The organism is Sporosarcina sp. P12(2017) (assembly GCF_002743035.1).
GTDB lineage: Bacteria > Bacillota > Bacilli > Bacillales_A > Planococcaceae > Sporosarcina > Sporosarcina ureae.
Genome location: NZ_PDYL01000016.1, coordinates 53826 through 80649, shown reverse-complemented (window position 1 = coordinate 80649; position 26824 = coordinate 53826). Strand labels below are relative to the sequence as shown.

Here is a 26824-nt window from a genome sequence, read left to right as displayed (position 1 = left end):
ATCGCTCTTTTTATTGTTGAACGCGTAATCGCGCTGCTTTCTTTTTCATTTCATCATATAGCATAGTCAATTGAATTAAAGCATAATGACTGCTTTTTTGACGCTTGATGAACTCTATTCGTTCCTCGTAATTATTTGGCGCAAGTGCGTGATGCAGTTTACCCGTGTGTGGATTTTCCAACCGCTCACTTTTCTCAACTAACCATTCGAGCTTATCGATGGCCGGTTGTATTAATTCTAATTTACGTGGATCATTTACAGCGTATGTTTTTTCTAATTCAGGTTGTTGCTGTTCCCATATATCGAGTACTTGTTGTACGTTTTCCTTTAATTGTTCATACGTCATTTCACTTTCATCCTTTTTTGGCCTTCGCGGCATAAATCCAATAACGGACATTCTGGACAGTTGGGATTTTGCGCTTTGCAATGATAGCGACCAAAGAAAATCACTTGATGATGAGTCTGAGTCCACAGTTCCATCGGTGTCCAACGCATGATTTTTTCTTCTACATCAATCGGTCGATCTTTCCAGCGATTCATACCTAGTCTCTTCGCTACGCGTTCGACATGTGTATCGACGGCTAATGCCGGCACGCCGAACGCATTCGACACGACGACATTGGCTGTTTTCCTACCCACACCCGGCAACGTCATCATGATATCTCGATTAGGAGGTACTTCCCCACCAAACTCTTCAATCAACCGAAGGCTAAGTGCTTGGATATTTTTTGATTTATTACGAAACAAACCAATTGAACGAATATCTTGCTGTAATTCCTCAATGGGAACGGCCAGATAATCTTCTGGTGTCTCATATTTCTTAAACAGCTCTGCAGTCACTCGGTTGACTAACACGTCCGTACATTGTGCAGATAAAAGTGTCGCAATCAGCAATTCAAAAGCGTTCTTATGAACGAGTTCACAATGCGCTTCAGGAAACATCTCGTCGAATGTTTGCAGGCATGTTTGCCACTGTGTTTTTGTCAGCATCGTTTCACCTACTCCCGTTCTTCGAGCCAATTATAGAAAGGCACATCTTTAACCGCTGTTTTCACTTGCGGTGTTGTTGCTATCGTTGTTGGACGAAACGCTTTCGTTTGTTTTTCAACATCACGCATCGTTTTAACATTTTTCTTTTTCCATTCAAATAAAATTCGATCTATATAGCGCAAACTCATTTTCTGTGCTAATACGGCTTCTCTTAATGCTGCGCGAATAATTTCAGTTGAATGACCATCTTTATCAATCCACATACCGATTGTTTCAAATTCCATAGGGGACAAGAAGCGGCCGAATTCTTGCTCGAACAACGAGAAGATTTCTCCCTCTTCTTGCTTGACTACTTCTTCCTCGGTTTCCATCGATTGTTTTTCGACTTCATCTATCAATCGTTTCCATAAAGGATAAAAAGAAAATTGCTCATGCAATACTTTATTTTCATCGGTACTTTGCTCAATTGAAAACAATCCTTTTTGCATCATACGTTGCAGACAATTCGTTACCTCTTTCTCTTGCAGTTGCATACGATTCGCGATATCGGTAGGGGTTGGAAAATAGTTCCCCGCTTCTTGAAATGCGATTAAATGCAATAATACCATGGCGTCACTATCTGAAATCAGCAGTTGTTTATAATGTTGAAAAAAGAGCTGAGAAATAGAAACATTTCCCTGCTCCATCCAAATTTTCAGCCGCTCATCTTGTTGCATATTTGAAACTTCCTCTCATCAGCAACTTATCGGTTGCTTCTGTTTTACGCTTTCCAATGATCTCTTACAAATTGATCGATACGTGCAATACCTTCTTCCAACTGATCGATTGATGTTGCGTAAGAAAGACGGATTGTCGTATCAGAACCAAATCCAGTACCTGGAATGACCGCTACTTTAGCTTCTGTCAATAATGCTTGTGCAAAATCATCTACGTTTGCATAGCCCGTTCTCTTAACTGCTTCCTGTACGTCAGGCAATAGATAAAATGCACCTTGTGGCTTCAATACATCAAAACCTGGGACAGCAGAAAGTTTAGGGTACGCCTGATTTAAACGGGATTCAAAATCTTTTCGCATGACTTCTACAGTGTCTTGAGATCCGTTATATGCTTCAATTGCTGCATATTGCGAAGTCGTCGTCGGATTGGATGTAGAATGGCTTGCAAGATTCGTCATCGCGCCGACTACTTCTTCATCACCTGCGATATATCCTATTCTCCAGCCTGTCATTGAATGGGATTTCGAAACACCATTAATAATGAATGTGCGATCTTTTGCATCGTCTGAAAGCTGCGCAATCGATACATGTTCTTTCCCATCATAAACAAGCTTCTCATAAATTTCATCTGAAATGATCCATACATCTTTTTCACGGCAAACTTCCGCAATCGCCGTGAGTTCTTCCTTCGAATAAATCATACCTGTTGGATTACCCGGTGAGTTGATGATGATGGCTTTTGTTTGATCCGTGATCGCATCTCTAATTTGCTTGGCTGATACTTTGAACTGCTCTGCAGCTGTCCCTTCAACGAACACAGGAGTACCTTCTGCAAGTTTCACTTGTTCAGGATAACTGACCCAGAATGGCGAAGGGATGATCACTTCATCACCTTTATTAAGCAGCACTTGGAAAAGTGTATAGAGCACGTGCTTCGCTCCAATACCGACTAACACTTCCTTGCGCGTATAAGTCAATCCTTGGTCTCTTTTCAATTTGTCAATTATGGCATCCTTTAGTTGCGGAAGACCACCCGCCGGAGTATATTTCGTCTTCCCATCCTGCATTGATTGATACGCTGCTTCTAAGATGTTTTTAGGCGTATTATAATCCGGTTCGCCAGCTCCGAGTCCGATCACATCGATACCGGCTGCCTTCATTTCTTTTGCCTTCGCTGTAATCGCTAATGTTGTAGATGGTGATAAAGTATTTACTCTGGACGCTAATTGCTTTTTCAAATTGACCGCTCTCCTTTTAGTCCTAATTCCATTTTTCTCTATAATTTTGAAATTCGCTTTAACCATTTTCCATCTGCAAAATTCAGATACGCGTAGTTTAACAAATCCTCTTCATCCAGATAACTGACTTCCCAAAACGGGGTGTCATTTTCCATACCCAATGAGGCATTGAGGACTTTTTTAACGTTCTTCTCTTTTTTTACGATGTCCGTGGCTTTCGGCTTAGTAATACCATCTTTAATTGATACAGCTTTCAGAATTTTCGTCGTCTTTTCTTCCACAAAGATGATTTTTTCATGGTTATTTTTATCTGTACCATAGACGGTAATCCATGACGTCTTCCCATGAAAATGATCCATCTTATCAACTTTTTCAAGAACGTTATTTGCCAATACGGCTTCTTTCGCTACTTTTTCAGATGCAGCAAACGGTTTCTCTGCTTGATAGAAAACGATACACGTAATCGTGAATCCGAGCGCGAGTAAAAATAGGAATAGAAACTTAATCCAATTGAGCATAAGTGCCACTTCCTATCGAATGAACCGCTGATTTTTTTCGATTCATTTTCTAACCTGCTTTCTTTTTGTACATCAATCATTATAACAATTTTCGATCTCGTTAACTAGACCTTCCAAAGATACTTTTTTTACTGACGACGTAGGTAAAGCCTGTAAAAAGGATGTACCGTAGGATTTCGTATCTATGCGGCGATCCAATATGATGAAGAATCCTTGTTCATCTGATGAACGGATCAATCTACCAAATCCCTGTCTGAAACGCAGTATAGCTTCCGGTAAACCCAGATGGATGAATGCATTTTTATGCTCCGCTACTAAAGCCTTTGAACGAGCTTTAAATAAAGGTTCCTCAGGTGAAGTAAACGGTAAACGAACGATTACCACTGCTGATAATTGTTCACTCGGTACATCGACACCTTCCCAGAAACTTGTCGTGCCGAATAATACGGCTTTCTTTTGCTGTTTAAACGTCTTCAGCAACTTATGACGGCTGCCGGAGCTGACACCTTGTGCAATGAGCATGTATTCCTCTTGTAATGACTCGCTGTCGATTACCGCTTGATGCGTTTTCTTCAACATGTCGTGAGACAAGAACAATGCAAACACGCGTCCTTCAATCGCAACCGCTGTTTGTATTAACGCGTCTGCCACCGCTTCGATGTACTCTTCATTTGAAACTTGCTGAATATCAGGCATATCTTCCACGATCAAAGTATGAGCACCTTCATAAAAGTTTGCTGGAGCATCAAATGTGTACAGCGGCACGCTGGAAGGTAGCCCTGCCTGGTCTAGTACGAAGCGGTCCTGTTGCACTGCGGTTAACGTCCCCGACGTCCAGACGATGCCTGCCTCTTCCTCAAACGTATCCACAAAATCACGGATCACTTCTGAACCGTTTACCGGACTTTTCTTGATCTGTAAACTGCCAGGCAAACTTCGGCTGTCTTTCTCCATCCAAATGGTCGTGTTTGATTTTGGCTGTTCCAAAAATAATTCAATCCACTCGCCAGCTTTGATTTTCATTTCATTGACCCAATAAAACCATTCATTTAGTGCTGCTTGCTCATGTAATGTCAATTCATTCGACAAATTTTGAATGGGCATTGCATAGTTTTCGGTTACACTGATATATTCATTCATCTTACGTAACACTTTGTCGAAGATTTCATTCGACCGCAGACGTTTGGACAATGGCTTCACCGTTCTTGTCGACTGCTTATTGTCATAATTTGAGTTGGAATTCATCAGTACAAGCATTGACTCATCGAATGCGAACATGAATTCATTGAATGACTGTTGAAGCCGTTCAGTAGAAATTTTATGATTGAAACGAAATCGTTTTAAGATATCCTGAATATCAAACAATAGTTGGCAGCTACTTAAGCCGTTCAACTGACTCATTACATATTTCCATTTTGTATAGGAAAACACTTGTTGGTGCGTCCGAATTGCCGCTTGATTCATTTGGTGGGCTTCATCGATCACTAACCCACTGATCGAATGAAACAACGGATCATAACGTTGCTGGTCGTTCACCAACATCGAATGATTCGTTAATAGCACCATCGACTGCTGACAGTTCTTTAATGTATGCGTATAAAAGTCCGCCACTCGTTCGTCCTTCTTCACCCGCATCGAACGCTTACGAATGCGGTCGATAAACAGCTGACCGCCACCTGATACATTGACCTCGTCTAAATCACCCGTAGTCGTTTCTGTTAACCAAACCAATAACTGCATGATGGTGATCGAATCGTCATACACTTCATCATTAAAATGCAAGAGTTCCTCAAATTTCCCGAATGAAATATAATTCGCCATGCCTTTAACAACAGTCGTTGGAATGGTCATTTGCAAAGCTTTTTCAAGCTTCTGGACTTCTTCTGCAAGTGTGTCGACCAAGTGGTTCGTATACGTACTAATGACAACAGGCTGCTTCGTTTCATATGCGCGAATTAAAGCAGGCACTAAATAACCGATCGTCTTGCCAGCGCCTGTTGGAATCTCCACAGCGATTTGCTTCTTCTCAACAAAAGCTTGCCATGTCAAATCCATTAACTGTGCTTGGCCTTCTCTAACGTGATAAGACGGATGAATTTTCTGCATGATGCGATCTTTCGCCATATTATCTGCAGGAAATTCTATCGGTTCCGGCCATGATGTAGTGGTTGGTTTTGATTTCAAATACGGGATTCCACGAAATAGCGCATAGTCATTGGACGTTTCCTTTCCACGTACATGCTTAAGCGCTTCATAAAATAATGTCGATACATCCGATTTCATTGCGAATGAACGCTCATGCATACGATTTAGCGTTTCTTTAGGTAAGGTTTTGATTTTCTCAATAGCCTTCAACAAAAATAACGCGGTCGCTTCTGCATCATCGTCCGCTCGGTGTGCCTGCTTTAGCGAAATATTTAATGATTCGGCAATATCCTGCAAACGATAGCCAGATAAAGTAGGATACATAATCTTTGCCAGTTCTACCGTATCAATTGTCTTGCCATGCCATTTTGACACACCACAACGAACCAATTCTTTTTGTAGAAATGATACGTCAAAATCTGTATTGTGCGCGACAAAAATACATCCCGCAAGCAAATCCGCCACTTCTTCTGCAATCTTTTCAAAAGGAGCAGCATCCTTCACCTCTTCATCACCAATGGATGTCAGTTGGTGAATAAAAGGCGGAATCGGGCGCTGCGGATGCACGTAACGCATATATGTATCTATTATTTTATTATTCTCAATAAAAACAATCGCAATTTGAATGATCCGATCCCCATTTGAAGGCGAATGACCAGTTGTTTCCAAATCGACAACTGCATATTTGCTTGTAGACATACCATCATCAACTTCCTCTTTGGTTTCTAATGCAAATTGTATCACACTTACCATGACGACTCACGTCTTGCATCGGCGTTAATGGGAAGAAAAAAAGAAAGGGCTAGTTGGAAAGTGGTTCGGGATCGAAGCACCAGCTGGAGACACTTTTGCGTCCCCTCCGATGCGCCAATTCCCACCCCAACAGCCTATTCCATGTTTTCAATAAACAAACCCCCATTTGAATAACTCTCAAATGGGGGTTCAGTACTCTTTAGAATATAGCGACGCCTGGCTTTTCCGTGATAACTTCCTTCACACCATTCTGCTCATCCATGATCAACACAGTCGGCTGATGAGTACGAGCCTCTTCATCTGACACGTACGCATAAGAAAGAATGATAACAATGTCACCCGGCTGCACGAGACGTGCTGCAGCTCCATTGACACAAATTACTCCACTGCCTGGATCTCCTTCGATAATATACGTTTCGAAGCGTGCACCGTTATTATTATTGACGATCTGCACCTTCTCATTCGGCAACATTCCGGCAGCCTCTAATAGCGCTCCGTCGATTGTAATGCTCCCTACGTAATTCAAATTGGCTTCCGTAACAGTAGCACGGTGTAATTTTCCATTCATCATCATTCTAAACATTTTTCTCATCCTTTATAGTTGACATAATAATATTATCTATCAATCTTGCGTGAGTAAATTGTACTGCTGCTGCCAAGATTACTTCATCAGTATCATCGATACTCTCTTCCAATGACGGATACGCAAGTACGTCGACATAATCAATTGTACCGGATGTTTCTTCTTCAATCGCTTTGCGCACAATCTTCGCTACTTCTTGCAGTGGAACGCCTTCATAATAACTGCGTTTCCCCTGAGAGAGTGCACGATAGATTGCACTCGCTTCATTTCGTTCATGTTCAAGTAATCGCACATTACGTGAGCTTTTCGCAAGCCCGTCTTCTTCACGCACAGTAGGTACACGTGCGATGGATGTGCGGAGATTAAAGTCTTGTACAAACGTTTCAATAATCGCTAGTTGCTGCGCGTCTTTCATTCCAAAATACGATTCATCCGGATCAACAATGCTGAATAACTTCAACAGCACTTTCAACACTCCGTCGAAATGCCCTGGTCTTGAAGCTCCGCAAAGACGTGCTGCTTGTTCGCCAGGCAAAATACTAATGCCGCTCTTGCGAGGATACATTTCATCGACAGAAGGGATAAATAAATAGTCGACTCCTGCTGTGGAAGCCAATTCTGCGTCATGTTGCTCATCGCGTGGATATGCTTCGTAATCTTCTCCCGGGCCGAACTGTGCAGGATTGACGAAAATACTCATGACGACAATATCATGGTCTCTTCTAGCTTCTTCTACCAATTCCATATGACCTTCATGAAGGAAGCCCATTGTCGGTACGAAACCTACAGTGCGTCCTTCACGTTTTCTTGGATTTAGAATATTTTTCAATTCGGCGATCGACCGGACAATTTGCATGGTGGCACTAGCATTCATAGCGTCTTGCCTCCGTACAATGCTTCGAGTTCTTCTTCCTTCATCGTAAAGCGATGGCTTTCAGAAGGGAACGATCCGTCCTTAACTGCCAAATTATAAAGTCTCATCGCACCTTCAATATCTTTACCTACTTCCGCGTAGCTTTCGACGAATTTCGGTAGTTTATGATTGCCGTAGCGCACCATATCGTGGAATACAAGTACTTGGCCGTCTGCTTCAGCACCCGCACCGATTCCGATGATAGGAATAGATACCGCCTCCGCAACTTCTCTCGCCAATTGGAAAGGAATACATTCCAGTACAATCATAAACGCACCCGCCGCTTCACAAGCTTTAGCATCTTCAATCAACTGTTTAGCTGCAGCTGCCGTTTTCCCTTGTACTTTATATCCGCCACTAACTCCAGCTGACTGCGGAAGCAATCCTAAGTGGGCACATACCGGCATGCCAGCTGTCGTCATCAACTTGATTTTATCGATAACTGCTCCACTGCCTTCGACTTTCAGTGCATTCGCAGAAGTTTCCTGGAATAAACGTAGAGCATTCTGTAACGTGGTATCAGCAGATCCGTGATACGTACCAAATGGCATGTCTACGATAACGAAAGTATCTTTCGCGCCTCGTCGAACCGCTTTACCGTGGTGACTCATTTCATCAAGCGTTACATGTGCTGTAGAATCATAGCCTAGCACCACCATACCAAGAGAATCTCCGACAAGAAGTACATCAATTTCCGCTTGTTCTGCAATTTGCGCTGTCGGATAATCATACGCGGTCAACATACTGATTTTTTCACCGTTTGCTTTCATTTTCGAAAAATCTGTTGTAGATTTCATTGTTCATCTTCTCCTTTACGTCTGATTTCAGCAGGCGTTTGGTAGGCAAAAAAACCAAAAATAAAACCCTACTGATCCAAATTTGGACAGAAGGGTTGCGTAAGCGTTTCATCATGCTTCCTCCGTCCCTGTCTAAATAGATCAAGGCAGAACTTGTATATTATTCATTTGCCAAACAGGTGCAGCTCTCAAGTCGATACCGCCCTATGCGTACACTATATCAAAACAGTAAGTTTATGTATAGTTTTAATTCTTAATTTCAATGTCTGCGGAATAAATTCCACGTACAGTGCCGTCTGCAAGTTGTAGTTCTAGCATACCATCATGGGAAATACCAAGTGCAATACCTTCAACCGTTTCATGGACCATGCTCGCCTTGATGTTCTTACCCGTTATCGCAGCATAGCTCTCCCATAAAATTTTAATCGGCGCAAATCCTTTTTCGACATATAAATCTGTATATTGTTCAAGATACTTAAGAATGGCTGCCACTAATTGTGCACGGTCAATCATTTCCCCTTTTTCAATGCGTAATGAAGTCGCAATCATTTGTAGTTCTTCAGGGAAATCAGACTGCTGCTGATTGGCGTTGATCCCCATCCCTAAGATAATTGCTTTGACGCGGTCGGGATCGGACTGAAGCTCTGTTAGGATACCTGTCACCTTTTTGCCATTGATTAAAATATCATTTGGCCACTTAATAACTGGTTGAATATCCGCCACTTCTTCAATCGCTCGAACAATTGCAACCGCTGCAACTAAAGTCAGTTGCGGTGCATATTGAGGTGCCAAATCAGGGCGAATGATTAGACTCATCCAAATTCCTCGATTTGCTTTTGACGTCCAAGGTCTAGCCAAACGTCCTTTGCCGGCTGTCTGTTCTTCTGCAATAACCAAGGTGCCATCCTGCGCTCCGTTTTGCGCGTCTTCATGTGCAATGGTCTGTGTAGTAGGCACAGTTGTGAAATATTTAATGATCCGACCATAGCGTTCGGTCGTTAAATATTCAGTGATATTCCCTTGATTCACTAAATCAGGTGCATCGATTAAGTAATAACCTTTTTTACGCTGCGATCCGATTTCATAGCCCTCTTCTTCAAGTTCTTTAATATATTTCCAGATCGCTGTGCGCGAGAGACCGAATTCATCGGCAATATCTTGTCCAGATATAGGCTCACCTTGTGCGGCAAACAACCGTTTCAATAATTCACTTTTCACGGGAGATTTCATTTATAAACCATTCCTTTATCGCCAGTGCGTCATTTTCAATTTGTCCGTAGACAACTGCTCGTTCAATTTTCATAATCCAATCACTTGTCCATTTGCCACCACTTTTTCCTGACCATTTCAATAAGTCGTTCCCAGTGAAAGCCAAGTCTGTGCGTTGCAAAATCGGTAATTGGTTTTTATATTGTTCAATTTGCTGAGTGCTTATATCATGACCTTCATGATTCGTGCAATAGATTTTTCCCACTACTTCCAGTACGTCGGTTGGATAGCTATAGAAATCCCATGGATCAAACGCCCGTTGTGTACGTATAGCGAGGGCTTCTTCACACTGTTTCAGAAAACGTTTTTCCTCATTAGATAATTTGAAGTACCTAGCCAGTTCTGTTGCTGTCGTATCCGTTACTGCTAGCATCGCCGCGAAGCCATGGCGCGCGTGAAGAAATGGTGTATAGCGATCCAGTGAATCAAATGCTGCAAATAACTTGGGAAACCGTTCTGGCAAACCAATTTCACGTCCGTAATGAAACGCTCGAGAAGGATTCTGCCCTTGAAACAATTTATCCATTTCTGTTTTGATCCGTTCAATCGCAACATGACGCAACGAAGGAGCCAATGTTTCCATCGTATGCAATGTCTCTGACTCAATTTCAAAATTCAGGACAGAGGAAAAACGCAAAGCACGGAAAATACGCAGTGGATCTTCCTTCAAACGTTCTCCAGGGTTTCCGACGGAGCGAATGATCTTTTGCCTCAAATCTTTCAGTCCATCAAATACATCAATCAATTCTCCGTCCACGGTCATAGCGAGTGCATTGATCGTAAAGTCACGGTGTGGCAAATCCGCTTGTAATGATGGTACGACGGGATGACGAAGGTCGCTGTATGTAGCTTCTGTACGGTATGTCGTCACTTCAATCGGCTCACCATGCATCAGCACAAGAATCGTACCGTGTTCAATGCCTATATCAATTGTGTGTCTAAACACTTCTTTGACTTGAGGTGGTGTGGCGGAAGTTGCAATGTCTATATCCAACGGTTTTTTACCAAGCTTAGCGTCACGAACTGCACCGCCAACAAAGACGGCTTCATAGCCTGCCGCGTGCAATTCTATAATTACTTGCCGGCTCGCTGCTGAACCGAATGAAGTTGTCATTTCATCGCCGCCACTTCATAATATAATTCTTCATATTGCGCTACGATTGATTCGGAACTGAATTCTTTTTGTACCGTTCGCATAGCATTTTTTTTCATTTGTTGATGCAAATGGGAATCATTCAGCAGCTGTGTCACACGATCAGCGACGGCTTGTACATCGCCTAGTTCTACTAAAAATCCGTTGACCCCGTCTTCCACAACTTCTGGAATCCCACCGATCGCATTTGCTACAGCTGGCACTCCACAAGCAAAAGCTTCAAGCAACACGAGACCGAATGCTTCTTTTTCAGAAAGCAGCAACATTACATCACTGATCGATAATAATTCAGGTAGGTCATCACGTTTCCCTAAGAAAAAAATATGGTCTTGCAATCCATTATCCTTAACATATTTCTCCAAATAAAATTTCTCCGGGCCTTCACCCACTAACAACAATTTCGCTTTATGTCGCTGATCCAGCAAACGGAAGCTTTCAATAATATCGGGAATACGTTTGACTTTACGAAAATTAGATATATGGATTAGGACTTTTTCATCTGGGGCAATGCCGAGTTCTTCCCGAAGGTGTCCCACTTCACGTGGAAAATACTTTTCTTCATCGATGAAGTTATAAATTGTTCGAATTTCTGTCGTCGGTTGCAACAACTCGATCGTTTCATTGCGTAACGAACGAGATACAGCCGTTACACGATCGGATTTATTAATACCATAGGACAATGTATTTTTTAATGCAGGGTCGTGACCGAGAATCGTCACATCGGTGCCATGTAGGGTCGTGATGATACCAATAGATGATTGCGCCATATCTTTCGCCAGAATAGCAGAAATTGCGTGTGGCACTGCGTAGTGGACATGCAGCAAATCCAGCTGTTCCGATTGGATGACTTGTGCGATGCGGTTAGCAAGGGCAATGTCATACGGAGGATACTTGAATACTGCATATCCTTCAATCGTCACTTCATGAAACTGGATATTCGGATGGATATCTAAAAATCGAAATGGTTTACTCGATGTAATATAATGCATCTCATGACCTTTAGCTGCCATTTTAAGCCCTAACTCCGTTGCCACTACACCTGATCCTCCGAGTGAAGGATAACAAATGACACCTACTTTTAATTTTCTTTGTTGCATACATTAACCGCCTCACTGCAAAAGTTTAATCTATAATTTTTTCAAGGCCGTAGATGAATCGTGGAGTAGAAACAGATTCACGAACCGCCAATAGTATACCCGGCATAAAGGACTTCCGGTCGAATGAATCATGACGGATCTTGAGCAGCTCCCCTTCACCACCAAGTAGTACTTCTTGATGTGCGAGTAATCCTGGTAAACGAATACTGTGTATTTTCATACCTTCAATATCTGCCCCGCGTGCACCTTTAAGTGTCTCTTGTTCTTCTGGGTGACCTTGGATGTGAGCTGCACGTACTTCACGGATCATCTCAGCCGTTTTGACAGCTGTTCCGGACGGTGCATCTAATTTCCGATCATGGTGCATTTCAAGTATTTCAACGTCTCCCAAATAACGAGCAGCTTGTTGAGCAAATTTCATCATAAGAACGGCACCTATCGAGAAGTTCGGTGCAATGATACAGCTTTTCTGCTGTTCATTAGAAAGGTTCTCTAAATCTGTGAGCATTTCGGCAGTCAATCCCGACGTTCCGACCACTACGTTCATACCTAGTGACAATGCTTCGCTTGCGTTAGCGAATACCGCATCAGGATCTGTCACATCGAGTAATACATTCGGGTGGTGTGCAGCATGCAACGCTGCCAGTGATGTATAAATTGGTATCCCTTCTTTTGTATCCGTTATGGTTCCATTATGTAGATATTCTCCGTCATGTTTATAATCAAGTACTGCTACAATCTCAATATCTGCTGCTTCCGTGCCTGCCACTATAGCAGTCCCACCCATTCTTCCACGTGCACCTGCTATCGCTAATTTAATCGTCATTCTTTTTCCTCCTTTTTCGTCCAGCGGTCTTTATCTCTTGTGTTGAATTTAGTCAATACAGTATCAAGCGCTTCCGATAAATCGATTTGTTGTGAGTTAGCAAAACAGATGAGGACAAATAATAGATCACCCGTCTCTTCCTCCAAAGTTCGTACGGCTTCAGTAGATTTTTTCTTCTTCATACCGTAGCGATCCTGCACTTCACGGGATAGTTCCCCTAACTCTTCTGTCAGCCGTGCGATAAGTTCCATCGGAGGAAAGTATCCTTCTTTAAAGCCAGTTATGTATGTGTCCACATCTTGTTGCAATTGTTCCATCGTTTTAGTCATCGCAATCAACTCCCCTTCCTATCGTATGCATTCTTCTGGCTATTGTCAAAATATAATATTTAGCACATACTATGTATATTGCACGTATCGTTGAATGATAATACGCGCATACATGGGACATGCTACATAGAACGAGAAGCTCAATTACATCAAGAATTGATTAACGGGAGGAGTTTTGTGTTTGTTCGCTGGAATTCGTGTACGTAATATTTTATTGATTATGTTCGGTGCTGCGTTATTTAGTTTCGGACTCGTGAACTTTACGATTCAGCATGAACTGGCAGAAGGCGGGTTTACTGGGATTACCTTAATCTTGCTGTTTGCTTTTAATTGGGACCCTGCTTTACTGAACTTATTGCTGAATATCCCAATGTTTTTAATAGGATGGAAGATGCTTGGCAGACGCTCTTTCATATATACCGTCATTGGTACTGTGGCCGTGTCGATTTTCATTAAACTCTTCATGAAGTATCAAGCGAATATCCATATGGAAGGCGATTTGTTCCTAGTGGCATTGTTTGCCGGCGTATTCATTGGTGTCGGATTAGGTATTATATTTAGAAGCGGCGGGACGACAGGCGGCTCTGATATTATTGCGAGACTCGTGCATAAGAAATATGGAGTTACGATGGGGAAAACGATGTTTGTGTTTGATGCCGCGATCATTTTATTATCATGGGCTGTCTATTTGGATTACCGCTCGATGATGTATACATTGGTAGCGTTATTCGTCGGCGCACGTGTCATTGATTTCGTACAGGAAGGAGCCTACTCTGCGAGAGGTGCATTCATCGTTACGAACTCCCCGGATGAAATCGCTAGTAAAATTGCAGATTCAATGGAAAGAGGCGTGACTGTATTCAAAGGATACGGGCATTTTTCTAAAGAAGATCGCGAAATACTTTATTGCGTAGTCGGAAAAAATGAAATGATTCGATTGAAAAATCTCATCACCTCTGTAGATCCCGAAGCATTCGTCTCCATGATGGAAGTACATGATGTAATGGGTGAAGGATTTACATTGGATGAACAAAAGCGGCCTATCGTTGATTAAAAAAATCCTTCTGCCCATGTGAGCAGAAGGATTTTTCTTCTTTATTAGTCGCGGTTTGTAAAGATTAAAATCAAACGAACTAGTTCAAGTACAGCTACTGCAGTTGCGGCAACATATGTCATCGCGGCTGCACTCAATACTTTTTTCGCTTGTGGTTCTTCATCGTTACGGATAATGCCTAGTTGAACGATTTGATCCATCGCACGTGATGATGCGTTAAACTCTACTGGCAATGTAACTATTTGGAATAGTACCCCAACCGCCATCAACAGAATCCCGATACCTAGCAAAGAGTTCATGCTAGAGAAAATGATCCCGATCATGATGAATACCCATGATGCGTTAGAAGTTATACTTGCGACGGGCGCCAATCTGTGGCGGAAACGCAAGAATGAATATGCTTCTTTGTCTTGAATAGCGTGGCCAACTTCGTGCGCCGCTACTGCTGTACCTGCTACAGATGATTCGTGGTAGTTACTTGTGGACAATGCCACGATTTTTGTCAATGGATTGTAGTGATCCGTTAAGAATCCTTGGCTTTCCACAACTTTTACATCGTGTAAACCATTTTGATCCAGAATGAGTCTCGCTACTTGAGCGCCGGTCATCCCAGAAGTAGAACGAATCTTTGAATACTTTTTATATGTGCTTTTCACTTTAAATTGCGCATAGATAGGAAGCAATAAAATCACACCAAAGTAAATCCAGAACACGTCTATCTCTCCCCTTTCTCTCTACCCTTAATTTTATAATGTTTACTTACTAACTGCAACTAATAACTACGCTTTTAACGCCCGTACATCCCGTCTTGACCTATAATTCCACATGGCAATGGCAATACAAGCAATGGATAACCAAAATGTGAAATAACCGATTTGGGGACTGAATTGCGTCAGGTCATGGTAGATCGGCATTTGTCCGAAAACATAATCGATGACATCGTTATGAAGTGTCCAAATTGCGGCAATCGTAATATGCCAAGCTGTGAACTTATACTTTGGCAAGTACAAGATTCCTTGCAATGCCATCGCGAAGTGAGAGCCAATCAACATCCAGCCTACCCAGCCGATTGAACCCGTTACAACGAGTGTCAATACATTCATAGCAACAGCCCATAAGCCATACTTTACTAACGTGATGAGTGCAAGAGCTTCCATCAATTTGAAGTTTCGATTGAGTAGCCATCCTATTATAGCGATACAAAAGAACAAAGTAGCTGTAGGACTATCCGGTACGAAAATCCAGAATTTCGGTTCGGTGATTTCCAGTTGCCACATATACCAATCATATCCGTAGACCGAGCCTACTATATTTATAAAAAGAAGAATCCATAAGAATGATTTATGTGAAAGGATTATCCAGATTTGTGCCCATAACATTCGCAAAAACATCACCACTTCCATCGGAATATACTACTTTTATGTATAGTTTAGTTATAGATAAATATATAGAAAAAAAGAGTCAGTTTCCTGACTCTTTTTTCTTACTTCGTTTCTAGCTCAGCTATAAATTCAGCAAGTACTTGAAGATCCTCATCTGAACCTTCCCATGTACCAGCAGGCATTGTACCTCGGCCATCATGAGCGATTTCGATGATTTCTTCAGGTGTCATACCTGTGTTAGTTAACGGTAATCCCAGTCCACCTTGGAAGGAGTCACCGTGACAACCAATACAGGAAGAGCCCTGATAAATCTCATACCCTTCAGCTGTTTCATCATATTCTACTTCGTCCACAATAGCACCTTGAACTTTTGCTGCTTCCCAGTCGTGATTTTCGACTGATTCCCAAGTCAAGTAGAAGATCGCTAAGAATGAAAGAATCATGAAGCCTGTTGGCAACGGACGTTTAAACGGACGTCTTTCCTTTGTTGTATCCATGAAAGGAACTAGCATTAATGCCATAAATGCCAATCCTGGAATGACGATCGCACCAATCACGTTATAAGGACCGGATGCGAATTCATATTTTAATAATTGATACATGAATAAGAAATACCAGTCTGGTATCGGTATATACATTGTATCCGTCGGGTCCGCTTGACGCTCAAGCGGTGACGGGTGTGCAAGTGTGACAATTAGGTAACCGATCAAGAAGACCGCTCCAACCATCCACTCTTTCAATAGAAAGTTTGGCCAGAACGCTTCGGTTTTACCCGGATATTCTGAGTAATCTTTGGGTGTATTCGACATCTTGCCTGAAGCCTTGATGCGCGAATCCCCGACAAATTTCATCCCTTTTCCGCGGTGCATGTTATTCCCTCCTTCTTAAATTTCAGATGACCCTAACCAAAAAATTGGTTCTTATAGTGGTCCGGAAATACCTTGTCTTCTGATCATGATAAAGTGTGCTGCGAGCAACCCAAGCAAAGCAGCCGGTAGGAAAAATACATGAATCGCGAAGAATCTCGTTAACGTCTGTGCACCTAGAATCGTAGAATCACCCGCGAGAAGAATTTTAATCTGCTCTCCGATGAAAGGTACTGACGCGGCAATCTCAATCCCAACTTTTGTTGCAAATAGAGCTTTCATATCCCAAGGTAATAGATAGCCTGTGAAACCTAGACCTAGCATGACGCCGAAGATCAATACGCCGACGATCCAGTTCAATTCACGAGGCTTCTTATAAGACCCTGTGAAGAATACACGTAAAGTATGTAGGAACATCATTACGATAACTAACGAAGCTCCCCAGTGGTGCATCCCTCGCACAAGTTCACCGAATGCAACATCGTTTTGAAGGTAGAAAACTGATTTCCATGCGTTTTCAATATCCGGTGTGTAATACATTGTCAGGAACATACCAGACAAGATTTGGATAACCGTTACGAAAAACGTCAAACCTCCGAAACAATAGATGAATGCAGAAAAATGATGTGCAGGGTTTACGTGCTCAGGTACTTCGTGGTCAGCGATATCTCGCCAAATTGGAGTGATATCTAACCGTTCATCCACCCAATCATAAATTTTATTTAACACTGCGTTCGTACCCCCTTACCCTTTAGACTAATGTGTTCGGTATTACTGCACCAAGATAGACAAATCCGTCGATGACTTCTACTTCATACTCATCAAGCGGTCCAAGCGGTGGTGTTCCTGGAATGTTATCACCATTTTTTTTGTAACGTCCAGCGTGACAAGGGCAGAAAAACTCGTTTTTATGCTCGTCGCCTTCCCAGTTTACTGTACACCCTAAGTGTTTACAGACCGGAGAAAGTGCTATGACTTTGTCGCCTTCTTTGTAGACCCAAGCCGTGTTAGATTCGTCAGAAGTATACCATGCATCTTGTCGATCTTTGATTGTATAGTCTACACGAACCGGTGTTTCTGTAAGATCGGCTGCTTTTTGCGGTGTTGGAATCATATCCGAACCGCCGGCACTAGCCAGTACAGGATCAATTGCGAAACGAATCATCGGCATCAGCATTGCAGAGGCCATGAACCCACCAGTTCCCATTAGTGTATAACTTAGGAACGTGCGTCTTGACACTTTATTGCTCATCAGTAATTTCCCTCCTCTTACTCCAAAGTCAGTCCCACGGACATTCTTTTGCTAATTGTAATACTAGGACATATCTATGATATATCAATATGAAGCTAAATTCAATAATGCTTTTAGTAGGCACTTAAGTTTGTCGACAAATATTAAGATTTGGTGACAAACGACGATCTCCCTTTAAATACGTTTCAACTAGTGCTTGTACCCTTTTACGGACGGTGTTTAGAAAGCGTCTGTAACGATAATGACATGAAACTCGATTAACTTCAAGTTCTATGACGTAATGGGGCTCTTATGTCAACAGGAACTTCCGTAGCGCCAATCACCTACCCAATACGAATCAACATTTTACTGCACGTTCCAACTTTCCATAAAGTGTGTTAGGACTTGCCGTAGCTGGTCTTCCATGATGGTCTGGCGTAGATGGTTGTCCATCGTTTCTAGAGGGATCGACGGCAGCCAGACGACTTTACCTTCCACCGTCACGCTCGTCCACTTAGCATCCGTCGTAAGATAGAAGACATGCGTAAAGGAGGACTTCTTCAGATCCTCTGACAACGTGTCCGCCATTTGCTGCAAGTCTGTTGACTGCGTGTAGGAAACAGGCGGCATGAACATCATACGCCCTTTAAATTGCTTTTCTATGAACATCGACAGATTCATCAAAAACTCAGAAGAGGAAGCGCTGTTTTTCATCGTTTCAGGTCGTGTGTCTATAGCTATTAAAGGCACAACGACAGTATCAATATATTCTTTCTGATTTATATACGTATCAACATCTTTCGGAACCCAGTTCATTGTCATTCCTCCTTGCGTCATTCAATAAAGTTTATCCTATATTTTCGCACAACGCAAACCAATGATTCCACCGCGAAGGGCGAAATCATTGGCTAATGTCCTTATCTTTTTTCATCTCATTCAACATAGCTGTCAGGCTAATGAACAGCTCACGGTCACCGTTATCCAGCGCTTCATCAATCCTCTTCAGCAACATGTCATTCGTCGTTAATGTGAAGCTCTCTTCCAATAGCTTTTCCGCTATTTGTTGATCTTTCTTTTTCTTCAACAGATCTTCCGGCAAATAGGGATTCTCTTCCGCCACACTCGCGTACTCAGGACATTTGTTGCTGTGTTTGAAATTCAGTTGGATGAACATATCCTCGTCAGGATGCAGTCTGAGATCATGAAATGACTTTTCCGCATCAGCTGTCATCAAATTACCCTTGTAGAAACGAAAAGGTATACTGTCGACCTCTGTAGTTGAAATGATCATGGAGCGCGGACAGTGATGAGCTTCATTTGTAAAATGAACATTCGTTAATAAATGTTCGTTGCTGAGAAGATAATTTAAAATCCATACACATTCCCGCCGCTTTAATCGATAGCGCTTTAAAAACCACCTTAAAAATTCTTTCTTGGCAGCTACAGGAACCATGGCCTTCATCTTACCCCTCCTCTTCAGATTGCGCGATGAATGCTGTCCATTCCTCTTCATGCGGGGCGATTCTTACTAATTGCTGAATGATTGATAACGCTTCATCGCGCTTACCTTCTTCTAGCAAGAATCGTGCATATTGATCTAAGAACGCAGCATCCTCGTTCATCCCATCATATGCTTTGAAATACATTTCATACGCTTTTTCGTAATCTTCTACACGTTCATAGGCGTATGCAAGAAAAGCATGAAGTAAAGGGATTTCTAATTGATCTACTTCAGAGTACGTCAGCAAATCAATTAACGCTTCGTCTTCTTCTTGTTTTTCATACACCGAAGCAAGCGTTATAAGTGCATCGATATACTCCGGATCTAAAACGAGCGCTTCTTTTAAGTGTTCTTCTGCTTGTTGTGGCATTTGCAGTTTCAAAGCAGATTTCCCTGCCGCTAGCTGTAATTCTTTATCGAACTCATCACGTTCAATACCTTTTTTGAAAAGCTCTAACGCTTTGTCGTCTTCATTTTGTTGCGCATAGCTTTGTCCTGCAAGCATATAAGCGGAGAAATAATCTGGATCCATTTCTAACAATTGCTCAAGACGTGTGACCGCTTCCGAGTAGCGTGCAGTTTGATAGTATGCCAATCCTAATCCAAACAATTCTTCAGGGTTCGCTTCTTTCTCAAGTAATGCCTCATAGAAAGGAATGGCTTCCTCATACGCGGCTCCTGCACTGTACGCTTCCGCAAGTCGTGAGGACAGTCGAACGCCTGCGATCTCTTCAGTTGTCTCGTGAAGCTTCTCATAAATCCTCACAGCCTCACTGTATCTTCCTGACTCCAATAGCAGTTCTGCTTGTGCAAGTTGGATGACGGGTTCGTGTGGAGCCAATGTTGCTGCTTCACGCACTTTAGATAATGCTGTTTCGGCAAGTCCGAGCATTTGATAATAATCCGCTTGTGCAAGCAAAGCTTGTACATACTCTTCTTCGTCCGGTGAAACATCCGTCAGTAATAATAAGGCTTCGTCCTCTTCACCAAGTTCCAGTAAAGCTGCGGCGCGATCTATTTTCAACTGGGCTTCATCAGGGAATACTTGCATCAACTGAGAGAATATCTCGTCAGCTTGTCCAATGAATCCATAGTCGATCAATAGATTTGCGACATTGTACAATGCGTCATAGTCGTTAGCAGCTTGCAGTTTCTGTATTTTATCTTGTAGAGCATCTACATCTCCATCGAGTACGATTTGCTCTAATTCCTGCAATACATTCATTTTTTCACCTGAGCTTTCTATTCTACTTTATTGATTGACTAGCTCCGATAGATCTTCGAAAAAGTGTGGATAAGAAATCGCGATACAAGATGGATTGTCGATTTGAACAGGACTTGATGTAATCAATCCCGCTACCGCAGCCATCATGCCTAAACGGTGGTCACCGTATGATTGAAGTGTGGCACCCGTTAGTGGTGTCGGCCCATTAATAATCATGCCATCCGGTGTGGTCTCGATATCCGCTCCGAGTTTCCGTAATTCCGTAGCGACTGCCTCAATACGATCCGTCTCTTTGACACGAAGTTCTTCTGCATCTTTAATGATGGTCTTTCCATCTGCTTGTGTTGCCAATAAAGCAAGCACAGGAAGTTCATCGATCAATCTTGGAATCACATCACCGCCGATTTCGGTTCCTCGCAATTTCGAATGCCTTATTCGTACAGTGCCATAACGCTCACCCGAAAACCCTTGTTCATCTGAAATTTCAGTTTCTACACCCATCGCTTCTAGTACATCTAGTATACCTGTTCGAGTAGGGTTCAATCCAACTTTCAGGAACGACACATCGCTGTTTTCAACTAATGCCGTCGCTACCATGAAAAATGCAGCAGAGGAAATGTCTCCTGGTACGACAACATCTGTTCCAGTCAGTTGCTGACCGCCTTCGATCCGGATTACTTGATCTTGTTGTTCTAGCTTCGCACCAAACTGTATAAGCATACGTTCCGTGTGATCCCGCGATACAGCTATTTCTGTAACGGACGTAGTGCCCTGCGCTTGAAGACCGGCAAGTAATACAGCAGACTTTACTTGAGCACTAGCAACCGGCATTAAATAGTCGATTGCATGCAACGTTTTCCCGGTGACTGTCAGTGGTAAATAATCAGCTGGTCCATTGCTCGTGATGTCTGCACCCATTTGTTCTAAAGGGTTCGTCACGCGTTTCATTGGACGCTTAGACAAATATTGATCTCCGCACATTTCAGACGTTACGGAAGAACCGGATAAAATGCCTAGCATTAAACGCGCAGTCGTTCCCGAGTTACCCGCGTCAAGTGCTTCAGTGGGCGTCTGCCAGTTCGCGATGCCAGGACTTTCTACAGTCACATCTGTTCCGTTACGAGTAATCTTTACCCCTAGCTGTTTAAACATTTCAATTGTGCTCAAACAATCTTCACCATGCAAAAATCCACTGATGGTTGTTTTGCCTTTCGCAATGGATCCCAACATAACCGCACGGTGGGAAATTGATTTATCTCCAGGTACTTGTAAAGCGCCGCGAAGAACCGGCTTTTCAAATGAAACCGTCTGTTGTTCTGACATTACGCTCTCCCCCTCTTAAAGTACGTGCATCGAGTAGTCAGTTTCTGCTGTCAATACTTGACGAGCTCTCTTACGTTCAGTAGCTGACTGGAAGCTGACAACTAAAATACCGTACACATCTGTACGTGTTTCCACGATACGTATATTGGTTAAACTAATATTGGCCTCTGCAAGAATTTTTGTGATTTCAGAAATGACACCCGGATGATCCGGTACATCGATGTGTAAATCAAACGTCATATAGAGCGCCCCTTGAACTGCCCCTTCATTTGTAGAAGGAAGTTGATCACGGTAAGTTTTCGCCTGCGCAAAGAAATCAAAAATATGCTCAGGATTATTGTCTTCGAGCATAGCGCGAATGGTATTCATCTCGTCGAGCCAACCGTCCACTTGTGACAATAATTCTTCTCGGTTTTGGATCGTAATATCACGCCACATGACAGGATCTGCCGAAGCGATACGTGTTAAATCACGGAATCCACCTGCAGCCAGCTTTTTTACAAATGGTTGTTGTTCTTCCTGAGCAGCCAAGCGGCCGACTAATGAAGAGGCTACAATGTGTGGGAAATGGCTGATGATCGCCGTCATACGGTCGTGTTCTTCCGCTTGGAGGACAATCAGTTTGGCTTTTGTTGAAGATAACAATTTTTCAATGACATCGATTTGTTCTTCAGTCGTTGATTCATTCGGTGTAAGAATGTAATACGCGTTTTCAAAAAGATGTTCCATCGCAGCGGATACACCACTTTTATGAGAGCCTGCCATTGGATGACCACCTATGAAGGTGATTCCTTTTTCTTGTAAAATCTTCGCAGCATCCATAATTGGTTTTTTCGTACTTCCTGTATCCGAGACAATGACATGTTCTTTGAAGTCCCAGTCTACTGCTTCTTCAAATAGAGCAACAGTCGTATTGACAGGCGTCGCAAAAACAACAAAGTCAGCCTGTTCACAGGCTGATTTTGCGGAAGGGGCAACCGTATCAATGATTCCTCTACGAAATGCTTCGTCAGCAGTTGCATAAGAACGGTCAAAACCTACAATATGAATTTCTGGATTTCGTTTTAATGCTAGACCAAGTGATCCGCCGATCAAGCCAAGTCCAATTATACTTACCGTCGTTTTCATTGTCATCTATCCTTATTGGTTAGTTAATAGTTGATCAAATGCTTTAAAGAAACCTGTATTTTGCTCTTGCGTTCCAATCGTCACGCGAACAAATCCTGGTGTGCCCAGCAGATTTCCGCTGCGGACAATATAACCGTTTTGCAATAACACTTCGCATGCAACATCTGCATCTCCAGGTACAGCAATTAATACAAAATTAGTAGCTGACGGATAGATCGCCAATGCATGCTGTTTCGCATAGTCTACAAAGCGTTTTCGTTCTTCATCATTTTTAGTTACACACGCTTGAAGGAATTGCTGATCCGCAAGAGCAACTTCAGCCACCGCTAATGCGAGTGAGCTATTGTTAAAAGGATTCCGTACTTTATTAAGTTCGGATACAATACTTGCATTAGCCACGCCATACCCTATGCGGAAACTTGCCAAGCCGTATGCTTTAGAGAATGTCCGAAGAATTATTAAGTTAGTATAATCATGAATCCACTGTATAGTATCTTGCTGTGCTGGATCCGTCACAAATTCAATATATGCTTCATCGAGAACAACAAGCGCCGTTTCAGGTACTTGATCTAAGAAGCTTTTTATGGATTCACTCGATAATAAATTACCTGTCGGGTTATTTGGATTACACACCCAGATGACGGCTGTTTCTTCATCAACCACTTTCAAAAAGCCCTCTAAATCATGATCACCACTTTCGAGCATAGCCACTTCACGAAGTTCAGCACCTTCTATTTTTGCATTATGTGCGTATTGCGGGAAAGTCGTAGAAGCCATGACCGTATTAGTCCCCGGTTGTAGTATTGCACGGGAAATAATTGAGACAATCTCATCTGAACCATTCCCGAAAAGAATTTCATTCGAATCGATTTGATGGAATTCCGCAAGCTTTCCACGTATTCCAGCAGTGTAAGCATCTGGATACATTTCAAATTGAGCTGCCTTTGAACGTAAATATTCTGCGACTTCAGGTGATGAACCATAAGGGTTTTCGTTTGAAGCGAGCTTATGTACTTCTTGCAGGTCATATGTACGCTTTATATCTTCTAATGAACGTCCGGGTGTATAAGCTTTCATCGTGCGTAAAATTGGTTTCCACTTCATTGGATAGCCCTCCCTTATTGTTGTTTTTGTAAATCAGGTCGTAATTGAACGGCATTATTTTGATAGATATGTTGTATTTCTTCCTGCTTTTTAGATGTATTGACATTCATCATGACGCGAATACACTTGCGCATAGAGCCAGGTACATCAATTTCATGTGTACACATGACCGGTACATACGTCCAGCCTTCAATTGAGCGGATCGCTTTTGCGGGAAATGCCGCTTTGACATCTACTGTCGTTGAAACAATTATAGAAACGATATCTTCCGGTTTGAATTGATTCGACTCTGCCATTTCGAGTACAAGAGATTCTGTCGCTTGTAACACTTCTTTTGCGTCATCATGTTCAACTGTTGTCGCACCCCTAATTCCTCTTACACTCATACAATTCCCTCGCTTTTCAATTTTTCTTTAAATTCCTCAAATGCGGTCTGACACTCTTCGGAACTAATTTCTTTTACAAAAGGTTCACCAATTTTTTGTAATAAAACAAAATTCATCTTGCCGAATGAAGCTTTTTTATCCTTTTGCATATAGGATAGTAACTCTTCGAAACTATAAGAGAATACCGGCCCAAATGTATAGCCATTATTGTTAGCGAAGTGAAGATAGCGATTCGTGAATCCTTCTGGTATATTACCGTATTTTTCACTTAGCAAGAAGGCATAACCCATACCAATCATGACACATTCACCATGACTGAGGCTACCGAATCCAGAAGCCGCTTCCACTGCATGTCCAAATGTGTGGCCGAAATTTAGAAACTTGCGTGTAGAATTCTCAAACTCATCTTCTCCCACGATCTCTGCTTTCACCTTGATGCCTTGCAGTAATTCTTGTTCAAGCCACTCTATGGGAGGGGTAGAAAACTGTTCCTTTTCCAGTAATTGCTCTGTCCATAATGGATCCGAAATAAAGGCGTGCTTGACCAATTCCGCCAAGCCTGAACGCATTTCTGATGCAGGCAACGTCTTGAATACATCCGTATCAAACAATACAGCTGAAGGTTGATGGAATGATCCCACCATGTTTTTCCCTTCCGGCATATTGATGGCTGTTTTACCACCGACCGCACTGTCATGCGCAAGCACAGTTGTCGGACATTGGATAAAGCGAATACCCCGCATAAACGTAGCTGCTACAAAGCCTGTTAAATCCCCACACGCGCCTCCCCCAAATGCGATCAGGAGTGAATTCCGCGTAAAACCTTCAGTCAGTAAGAAAGACTGACACTCCACGTAGACTTCTGGCATTTTACACTTCTCGCCGCCAGGTACGATTTTCACCGATACCTCGCGACCAGAATGTGCTAGCGCTTTTTGCAATAAAGGCAGATGTAGCTCTGCTACATCTGCATCGGAAATAATTCCAATTTTATCTGTAGTACGTAGCAATTCTGCATATTCAGTCGAAAATAATTCATAAGTGTTCGAACCTACATAGACATCGTATTGGTGATCACGGACGGAAACAGTTAACTTATCCATCTTAAAACTCCTTTACATATTGTCTATATTGTTCAATATCTTTCTGTAAGCCATCCATTGTATCCGAACGGAATTCTTCCATAATCGCTTTAGCCATCTCTGTAGCGATGACATGTTCAGCTACAACGGATGCAGCAGGTACCGCACAAGGATCGGAACGCTCAATTGTTGCTACGAAAGGTTCCTTTGTATCAATATCTACGCTTTCCAGTGGTTTATATAGCGTCGGAATGGGTTTCATTACACCGCGAACTACGATTGGCATACCTGTCGTCATTCCACCTTCAAGTCCACCTAAACGATTGGATTTTCGGTAATATCCCAGCTCTTCATTCCAACTGATTTCATCATGCACTTCACTGCCTGGCATTTTGGCCATATCAAACCCTAAACCAACTTCAACCCCTTTAAAAGCGTTGATGCTCATCATAGCGCCTGCAAGCTTGCCATCCATTTTGCGATCGAATTGCACGTAACTACCAATTCCCGGAGGACATCCTTCAATGATGACTTCCACTACACCACCGAGTGTATCGCCACGCTTTTTAATATCATCTATAGCTGCCGTCATTTTGACAGACGCGTCTGTATCCGCACAATATACTGCATCTTCTTCTACGATGGCACGCAGTTCTTCTATGGAAAGATCGGCATAAGCGGCAGGATCTGTTTCGATGCCACCAATTTCCGTCACATGCGCTACAGTTTCAATCCCAAGCTGACGCAAGAATTGTTTTGCTACTGCACCGATTGCAACACGCATCGTCGTCTCACGTGCTGATGAACGCTCCAAAACATTTCGCAAGTCACGGTGGCCATATTTCATGCCGCCGACTAGATCTGCATGTCCAGGACGAGGACGAGTGATCTGACGCTTCACATCTTCCGGATTTACGTCTTCAGGCAGTGGTTCTACACCCATGATGCCTGTCCAATGTTTCCAATCATCATTAACAACTGTCAGCGTGACTGGCGAGCCCATTGTTTTACCATGACGTACACCTGATGAGATTTCCACACGATCCTTCTCTATTTGCATCCTACGGCCTCTACCGTGCCCACCTTGTCTTCTCTTCAATTCTTTATTGATCATCTCAGCAGTAAGCTCCATCTGTGCAGGTAATCCTTCAATGATAGCAGTAAGCTGTGGACCATGTGATTCTCCAGCTGTAATATAGCGCATATTCCATTCCT

The 26824-nt window shown here is 42.6% G+C and carries 29 protein-coding genes; 1 reads left to right on the top strand and 28 read right to left on the bottom strand.

Going from position 1 to position 26824, the window contains the following annotated elements:
* Window positions 1–10 precede the first annotated feature (10 nt).
* From CSV80_RS13345 to CSV80_RS13280, 14 genes are all read right to left on the bottom strand, one after another.
* Window positions 11–346 carry a YpoC family protein gene (locus CSV80_RS13345; RefSeq protein WP_099671122.1) on the bottom strand — a complete coding sequence of 112 codons (336 nt, stop codon included), beginning with the start codon at window positions 344–346 and terminating at the stop codon, window positions 11–13.
* On the bottom strand, window positions 343–990 hold the full coding sequence (gene nth, locus CSV80_RS13340; protein WP_099671121.1) for an endonuclease III: 648 nt from the start codon (window positions 988–990) through the stop codon (window positions 343–345). The genes CSV80_RS13345 and nth overlap by 4 nt, the downstream gene beginning before the upstream one ends.
* Window positions 991–998: 8 nt before the next feature.
* Window positions 999–1706, bottom strand: a complete 708-nt coding sequence (locus CSV80_RS13335) for a DnaD domain-containing protein (RefSeq protein WP_099671120.1) — start codon at window positions 1704–1706, stop codon at window positions 999–1001.
* Window positions 1707–1750: 44 nt separating this feature from the next.
* Window positions 1751–2944 carry a pyridoxal phosphate-dependent aminotransferase gene (locus CSV80_RS13330; protein ID WP_233201591.1) on the bottom strand — a complete coding sequence of 398 codons (1194 nt, stop codon included), beginning with the start codon at window positions 2942–2944 and terminating at the stop codon, window positions 1751–1753.
* A 38-nt stretch (window positions 2945–2982) separates the two neighbouring features.
* Window positions 2983–3462: a cell wall elongation regulator TseB-like domain-containing protein gene (locus CSV80_RS13325; RefSeq protein WP_099671118.1), complete on the bottom strand. Its 480-nt coding sequence runs from the start codon at window positions 3460–3462 to the stop codon at window positions 2983–2985.
* A 72-nt stretch (window positions 3463–3534) separates the two neighbouring features.
* A complete protein-coding gene (dinG, locus tag CSV80_RS13320) occupies window positions 3535–6360 on the bottom strand; it encodes an ATP-dependent DNA helicase DinG (protein WP_099671117.1) in 2826 nt (941 codons plus the stop codon).
* A gap of 199 nt (window positions 6361–6559) precedes the next feature.
* The gene (panD, locus tag CSV80_RS13315; protein WP_099671116.1) at window positions 6560–6943 is read right to left on the bottom strand and encodes an aspartate 1-decarboxylase; all 384 of its coding nucleotides are present in this window, start codon (window positions 6941–6943) and stop codon (window positions 6560–6562) included.
* A complete protein-coding gene (gene panC / locus CSV80_RS13310; RefSeq protein WP_369802830.1) occupies window positions 6936–7817 on the bottom strand; it encodes a pantoate--beta-alanine ligase in 882 nt (293 codons plus the stop codon). The genes panD and panC overlap by 8 nt, the downstream gene beginning before the upstream one ends.
* Window positions 7814–8653, bottom strand: coding sequence for a 3-methyl-2-oxobutanoate hydroxymethyltransferase (gene panB / locus CSV80_RS13305; RefSeq protein WP_029053020.1), 840 nt, complete (start codon window positions 8651–8653; stop codon window positions 7814–7816). The genes panC and panB overlap by 4 nt, the downstream gene beginning before the upstream one ends.
* A 246-nt stretch (window positions 8654–8899) precedes the next feature.
* Window positions 8900–9883, bottom strand: a complete 984-nt coding sequence (locus tag CSV80_RS13300) for a biotin--[acetyl-CoA-carboxylase] ligase (RefSeq protein WP_029053021.1) — start codon at window positions 9881–9883, stop codon at window positions 8900–8902.
* Entirely contained in the window at window positions 9861–11036 is a 1176-nt protein-coding gene (locus tag CSV80_RS13295) for a CCA tRNA nucleotidyltransferase (RefSeq protein WP_099671115.1), read from the bottom strand. The genes CSV80_RS13300 and CSV80_RS13295 overlap by 23 nt, the downstream gene beginning before the upstream one ends.
* On the bottom strand, window positions 11033–12172 hold the full coding sequence (gene bshA / locus CSV80_RS13290) for an N-acetyl-alpha-D-glucosaminyl L-malate synthase BshA (RefSeq protein ID WP_099671114.1): 1140 nt from the start codon (window positions 12170–12172) through the stop codon (window positions 11033–11035). Before bshA ends, CSV80_RS13295 begins: the two co-directional genes overlap by 4 nt.
* Before the next feature lie 25 nt (window positions 12173–12197).
* Window positions 12198–12998, bottom strand: a complete 801-nt coding sequence (dapB, locus tag CSV80_RS13285) for a 4-hydroxy-tetrahydrodipicolinate reductase (RefSeq protein WP_099671113.1) — start codon at window positions 12996–12998, stop codon at window positions 12198–12200.
* Complete coding sequence (locus CSV80_RS13280; RefSeq protein ID WP_029053025.1) at window positions 12995–13327, bottom strand: nucleotide pyrophosphohydrolase; 333 nt, start codon at window positions 13325–13327, stop codon at window positions 12995–12997. Before CSV80_RS13280 ends, dapB begins: the two co-directional genes overlap by 4 nt.
* A gap of 181 nt (window positions 13328–13508) precedes the next feature.
* On the opposite strand from CSV80_RS13280, the gene CSV80_RS13275 reads away from it, so the two are divergent.
* Window positions 13509–14381 carry a YitT family protein gene (locus CSV80_RS13275; RefSeq protein ID WP_099671112.1) on the top strand — a complete coding sequence of 291 codons (873 nt, stop codon included), beginning with the start codon at window positions 13509–13511 and terminating at the stop codon, window positions 14379–14381.
* A 44-nt stretch (window positions 14382–14425) separates the two neighbouring features.
* Here the strand turns inward: CSV80_RS13275 and CSV80_RS13270 are convergent, their stop codons facing one another.
* The 14 genes from CSV80_RS13270 to aroC form a co-directional block, all read right to left on the bottom strand.
* The gene (locus tag CSV80_RS13270; RefSeq protein ID WP_099671111.1) at window positions 14426–15100 is read right to left on the bottom strand and encodes a zinc metallopeptidase; all 675 of its coding nucleotides are present in this window, start codon (window positions 15098–15100) and stop codon (window positions 14426–14428) included.
* Window positions 15101–15160: 60 nt separating this feature from the next.
* Window positions 15161–15772, bottom strand: coding sequence for a lipoprotein heptaprenylglyceryl N-acetyltransferase LhaT (gene lhaT, locus CSV80_RS13265; RefSeq protein WP_199083973.1), 612 nt, complete (start codon window positions 15770–15772; stop codon window positions 15161–15163).
* A gap of 92 nt (window positions 15773–15864) precedes the next feature.
* Window positions 15865–16632: a menaquinol-cytochrome c reductase cytochrome b/c subunit gene (locus CSV80_RS13260; protein ID WP_099671110.1), complete on the bottom strand. Its 768-nt coding sequence runs from the start codon at window positions 16630–16632 to the stop codon at window positions 15865–15867.
* Window positions 16633–16683: 51 nt separating this feature from the next.
* Window positions 16684–17358: a menaquinol-cytochrome c reductase cytochrome b subunit gene (gene qcrB / locus CSV80_RS13255; protein ID WP_029053030.1), complete on the bottom strand. Its 675-nt coding sequence runs from the start codon at window positions 17356–17358 to the stop codon at window positions 16684–16686.
* Between the two features lie 22 nt (window positions 17359–17380).
* Window positions 17381–17884 (bottom strand): Rieske (2Fe-2S) protein, encoded by a 504-nt coding sequence (locus CSV80_RS13250; RefSeq protein ID WP_083035598.1) that lies wholly within the window; start codon window positions 17882–17884, stop codon window positions 17381–17383.
* Between the two features lie 342 nt (window positions 17885–18226).
* On the bottom strand, window positions 18227–18676 hold the full coding sequence (locus CSV80_RS13245) for a DUF2487 family protein (RefSeq protein WP_029053032.1): 450 nt from the start codon (window positions 18674–18676) through the stop codon (window positions 18227–18229).
* Between the two features lie 85 nt (window positions 18677–18761).
* Complete coding sequence (locus CSV80_RS13240; RefSeq protein WP_099671108.1) at window positions 18762–19322, bottom strand: ReoY family proteolytic degradation factor; 561 nt, start codon at window positions 19320–19322, stop codon at window positions 18762–18764.
* 1 nt (window position 19323) lies between these two features.
* On the bottom strand, window positions 19324–20586 hold the full coding sequence (locus CSV80_RS13235; RefSeq protein WP_099671107.1) for a tetratricopeptide repeat protein: 1263 nt from the start codon (window positions 20584–20586) through the stop codon (window positions 19324–19326).
* Window positions 20587–20613: 27 nt separating this feature from the next.
* Entirely contained in the window at window positions 20614–21909 is a 1296-nt protein-coding gene (gene aroA / locus CSV80_RS13230; RefSeq protein ID WP_099671106.1) for a 3-phosphoshikimate 1-carboxyvinyltransferase, read from the bottom strand.
* 15 nt (window positions 21910–21924) lie between these two features.
* A complete protein-coding gene (locus CSV80_RS13225) occupies window positions 21925–23037 on the bottom strand; it encodes a prephenate dehydrogenase (protein ID WP_099671105.1) in 1113 nt (370 codons plus the stop codon).
* A gap of 12 nt (window positions 23038–23049) precedes the next feature.
* The gene (gene hisC / locus CSV80_RS13220; protein ID WP_099671104.1) at window positions 23050–24141 is read right to left on the bottom strand and encodes a histidinol-phosphate transaminase; all 1092 of its coding nucleotides are present in this window, start codon (window positions 24139–24141) and stop codon (window positions 23050–23052) included.
* Window positions 24142–24155: 14 nt separating this feature from the next.
* Window positions 24156–24527, bottom strand: a complete 372-nt coding sequence (aroH, locus tag CSV80_RS13215; protein ID WP_029053038.1) for a chorismate mutase — start codon at window positions 24525–24527, stop codon at window positions 24156–24158.
* On the bottom strand, window positions 24524–25630 hold the full coding sequence (aroB, locus tag CSV80_RS13210) for a 3-dehydroquinate synthase (RefSeq protein ID WP_099671103.1): 1107 nt from the start codon (window positions 25628–25630) through the stop codon (window positions 24524–24526). The genes aroH and aroB overlap by 4 nt, the downstream gene beginning before the upstream one ends.
* A gap of 1 nt (window position 25631) precedes the next feature.
* The gene (gene aroC / locus CSV80_RS13205) at window positions 25632–26813 is read right to left on the bottom strand and encodes a chorismate synthase (RefSeq protein WP_099671102.1); all 1182 of its coding nucleotides are present in this window, start codon (window positions 26811–26813) and stop codon (window positions 25632–25634) included.
* Window positions 26814–26824: the final 11 nt, after the last annotated feature.

Bases quoted from the DNA above. Each gene is read 5' to 3' on its own strand.
- CSV80_RS13345 (WP_099671122.1), bottom strand. From the start codon at position 346: ATGACGTATGAACAATTAAAGGAAAACGTACAACAAGTACTCGATATA.
- nth (WP_099671121.1), bottom strand. From the start codon at position 990: ATGCTGACAAAAACACAGTGGCAAACATGCCTGCAAACATTCGACGAG.
- CSV80_RS13335 (WP_099671120.1), bottom strand. From the start codon at position 1,706: ATGCAACAAGATGAGCGGCTGAAAATTTGGATGGAGCAGGGAAATGTT.
- CSV80_RS13325 (WP_099671118.1), bottom strand. From the start codon at position 3,462: ATGCTCAATTGGATTAAGTTTCTATTCCTATTTTTACTCGCGCTCGGA.
- dinG (WP_099671117.1), bottom strand. From the start codon at position 6,360: ATGGTAAGTGTGATACAATTTGCATTAGAAACCAAAGAGGAAGTTGAT.
- panD (WP_099671116.1), bottom strand. From the start codon at position 6,943: ATGTTTAGAATGATGATGAATGGAAAATTACACCGTGCTACTGTTACG.
- panC (WP_369802830.1), bottom strand. From the start codon at position 7,817: ATGAATGCTAGTGCCACCATGCAAATTGTCCGGTCGATCGCCGAATTG.
- panB (WP_029053020.1), bottom strand. From the start codon at position 8,653: ATGAAATCTACAACAGATTTTTCGAAAATGAAAGCAAACGGTGAAAAA.
- CSV80_RS13300 (WP_029053021.1), bottom strand. From the start codon at position 9,883: ATGAAATCTCCCGTGAAAAGTGAATTATTGAAACGGTTGTTTGCCGCA.
- CSV80_RS13295 (WP_099671115.1), bottom strand. From the start codon at position 11,036: ATGACAACTTCATTCGGTTCAGCAGCGAGCCGGCAAGTAATTATAGAA.
- bshA (WP_099671114.1), bottom strand. From the start codon at position 12,172: ATGCAACAAAGAAAATTAAAAGTAGGTGTCATTTGTTATCCTTCACTC.
- dapB (WP_099671113.1), bottom strand. From the start codon at position 12,998: ATGACGATTAAATTAGCGATAGCAGGTGCACGTGGAAGAATGGGTGGG.
- CSV80_RS13280 (WP_029053025.1), bottom strand. From the start codon at position 13,327: ATGACTAAAACGATGGAACAATTGCAACAAGATGTGGACACATACATA.
- lhaT (WP_199083973.1), bottom strand. From the start codon at position 15,772: ATGTTTTTGCGAATGTTATGGGCACAAATCTGGATAATCCTTTCACAT.
- CSV80_RS13260 (WP_099671110.1), bottom strand. From the start codon at position 16,632: ATGCACCGCGGAAAAGGGATGAAATTTGTCGGGGATTCGCGCATCAAG.
- CSV80_RS13245 (WP_029053032.1), bottom strand. From the start codon at position 18,676: ATGAACTGGGTTCCGAAAGATGTTGATACGTATATAAATCAGAAAGAA.
- CSV80_RS13240 (WP_099671108.1), bottom strand. From the start codon at position 19,322: ATGAAGGCCATGGTTCCTGTAGCTGCCAAGAAAGAATTTTTAAGGTGG.
- CSV80_RS13235 (WP_099671107.1), bottom strand. From the start codon at position 20,586: ATGAATGTATTGCAGGAATTAGAGCAAATCGTACTCGATGGAGATGTA.
- aroA (WP_099671106.1), bottom strand. From the start codon at position 21,909: ATGTCAGAACAACAGACGGTTTCATTTGAAAAGCCGGTTCTTCGCGGC.
- CSV80_RS13225 (WP_099671105.1), bottom strand. From the start codon at position 23,037: ATGAAAACGACGGTAAGTATAATTGGACTTGGCTTGATCGGCGGATCA.
- hisC (WP_099671104.1), bottom strand. From the start codon at position 24,141: ATGAAGTGGAAACCAATTTTACGCACGATGAAAGCTTATACACCCGGA.
- aroH (WP_029053038.1), bottom strand. From the start codon at position 24,527: ATGAGTGTAAGAGGAATTAGGGGTGCGACAACAGTTGAACATGATGAC.
- aroB (WP_099671103.1), bottom strand. From the start codon at position 25,630: ATGGATAAGTTAACTGTTTCCGTCCGTGATCACCAATACGATGTCTAT.
- aroC (WP_099671102.1), bottom strand. From the start codon at position 26,813: ATGCGCTATATTACAGCTGGAGAATCACATGGTCCACAGCTTACTGCT.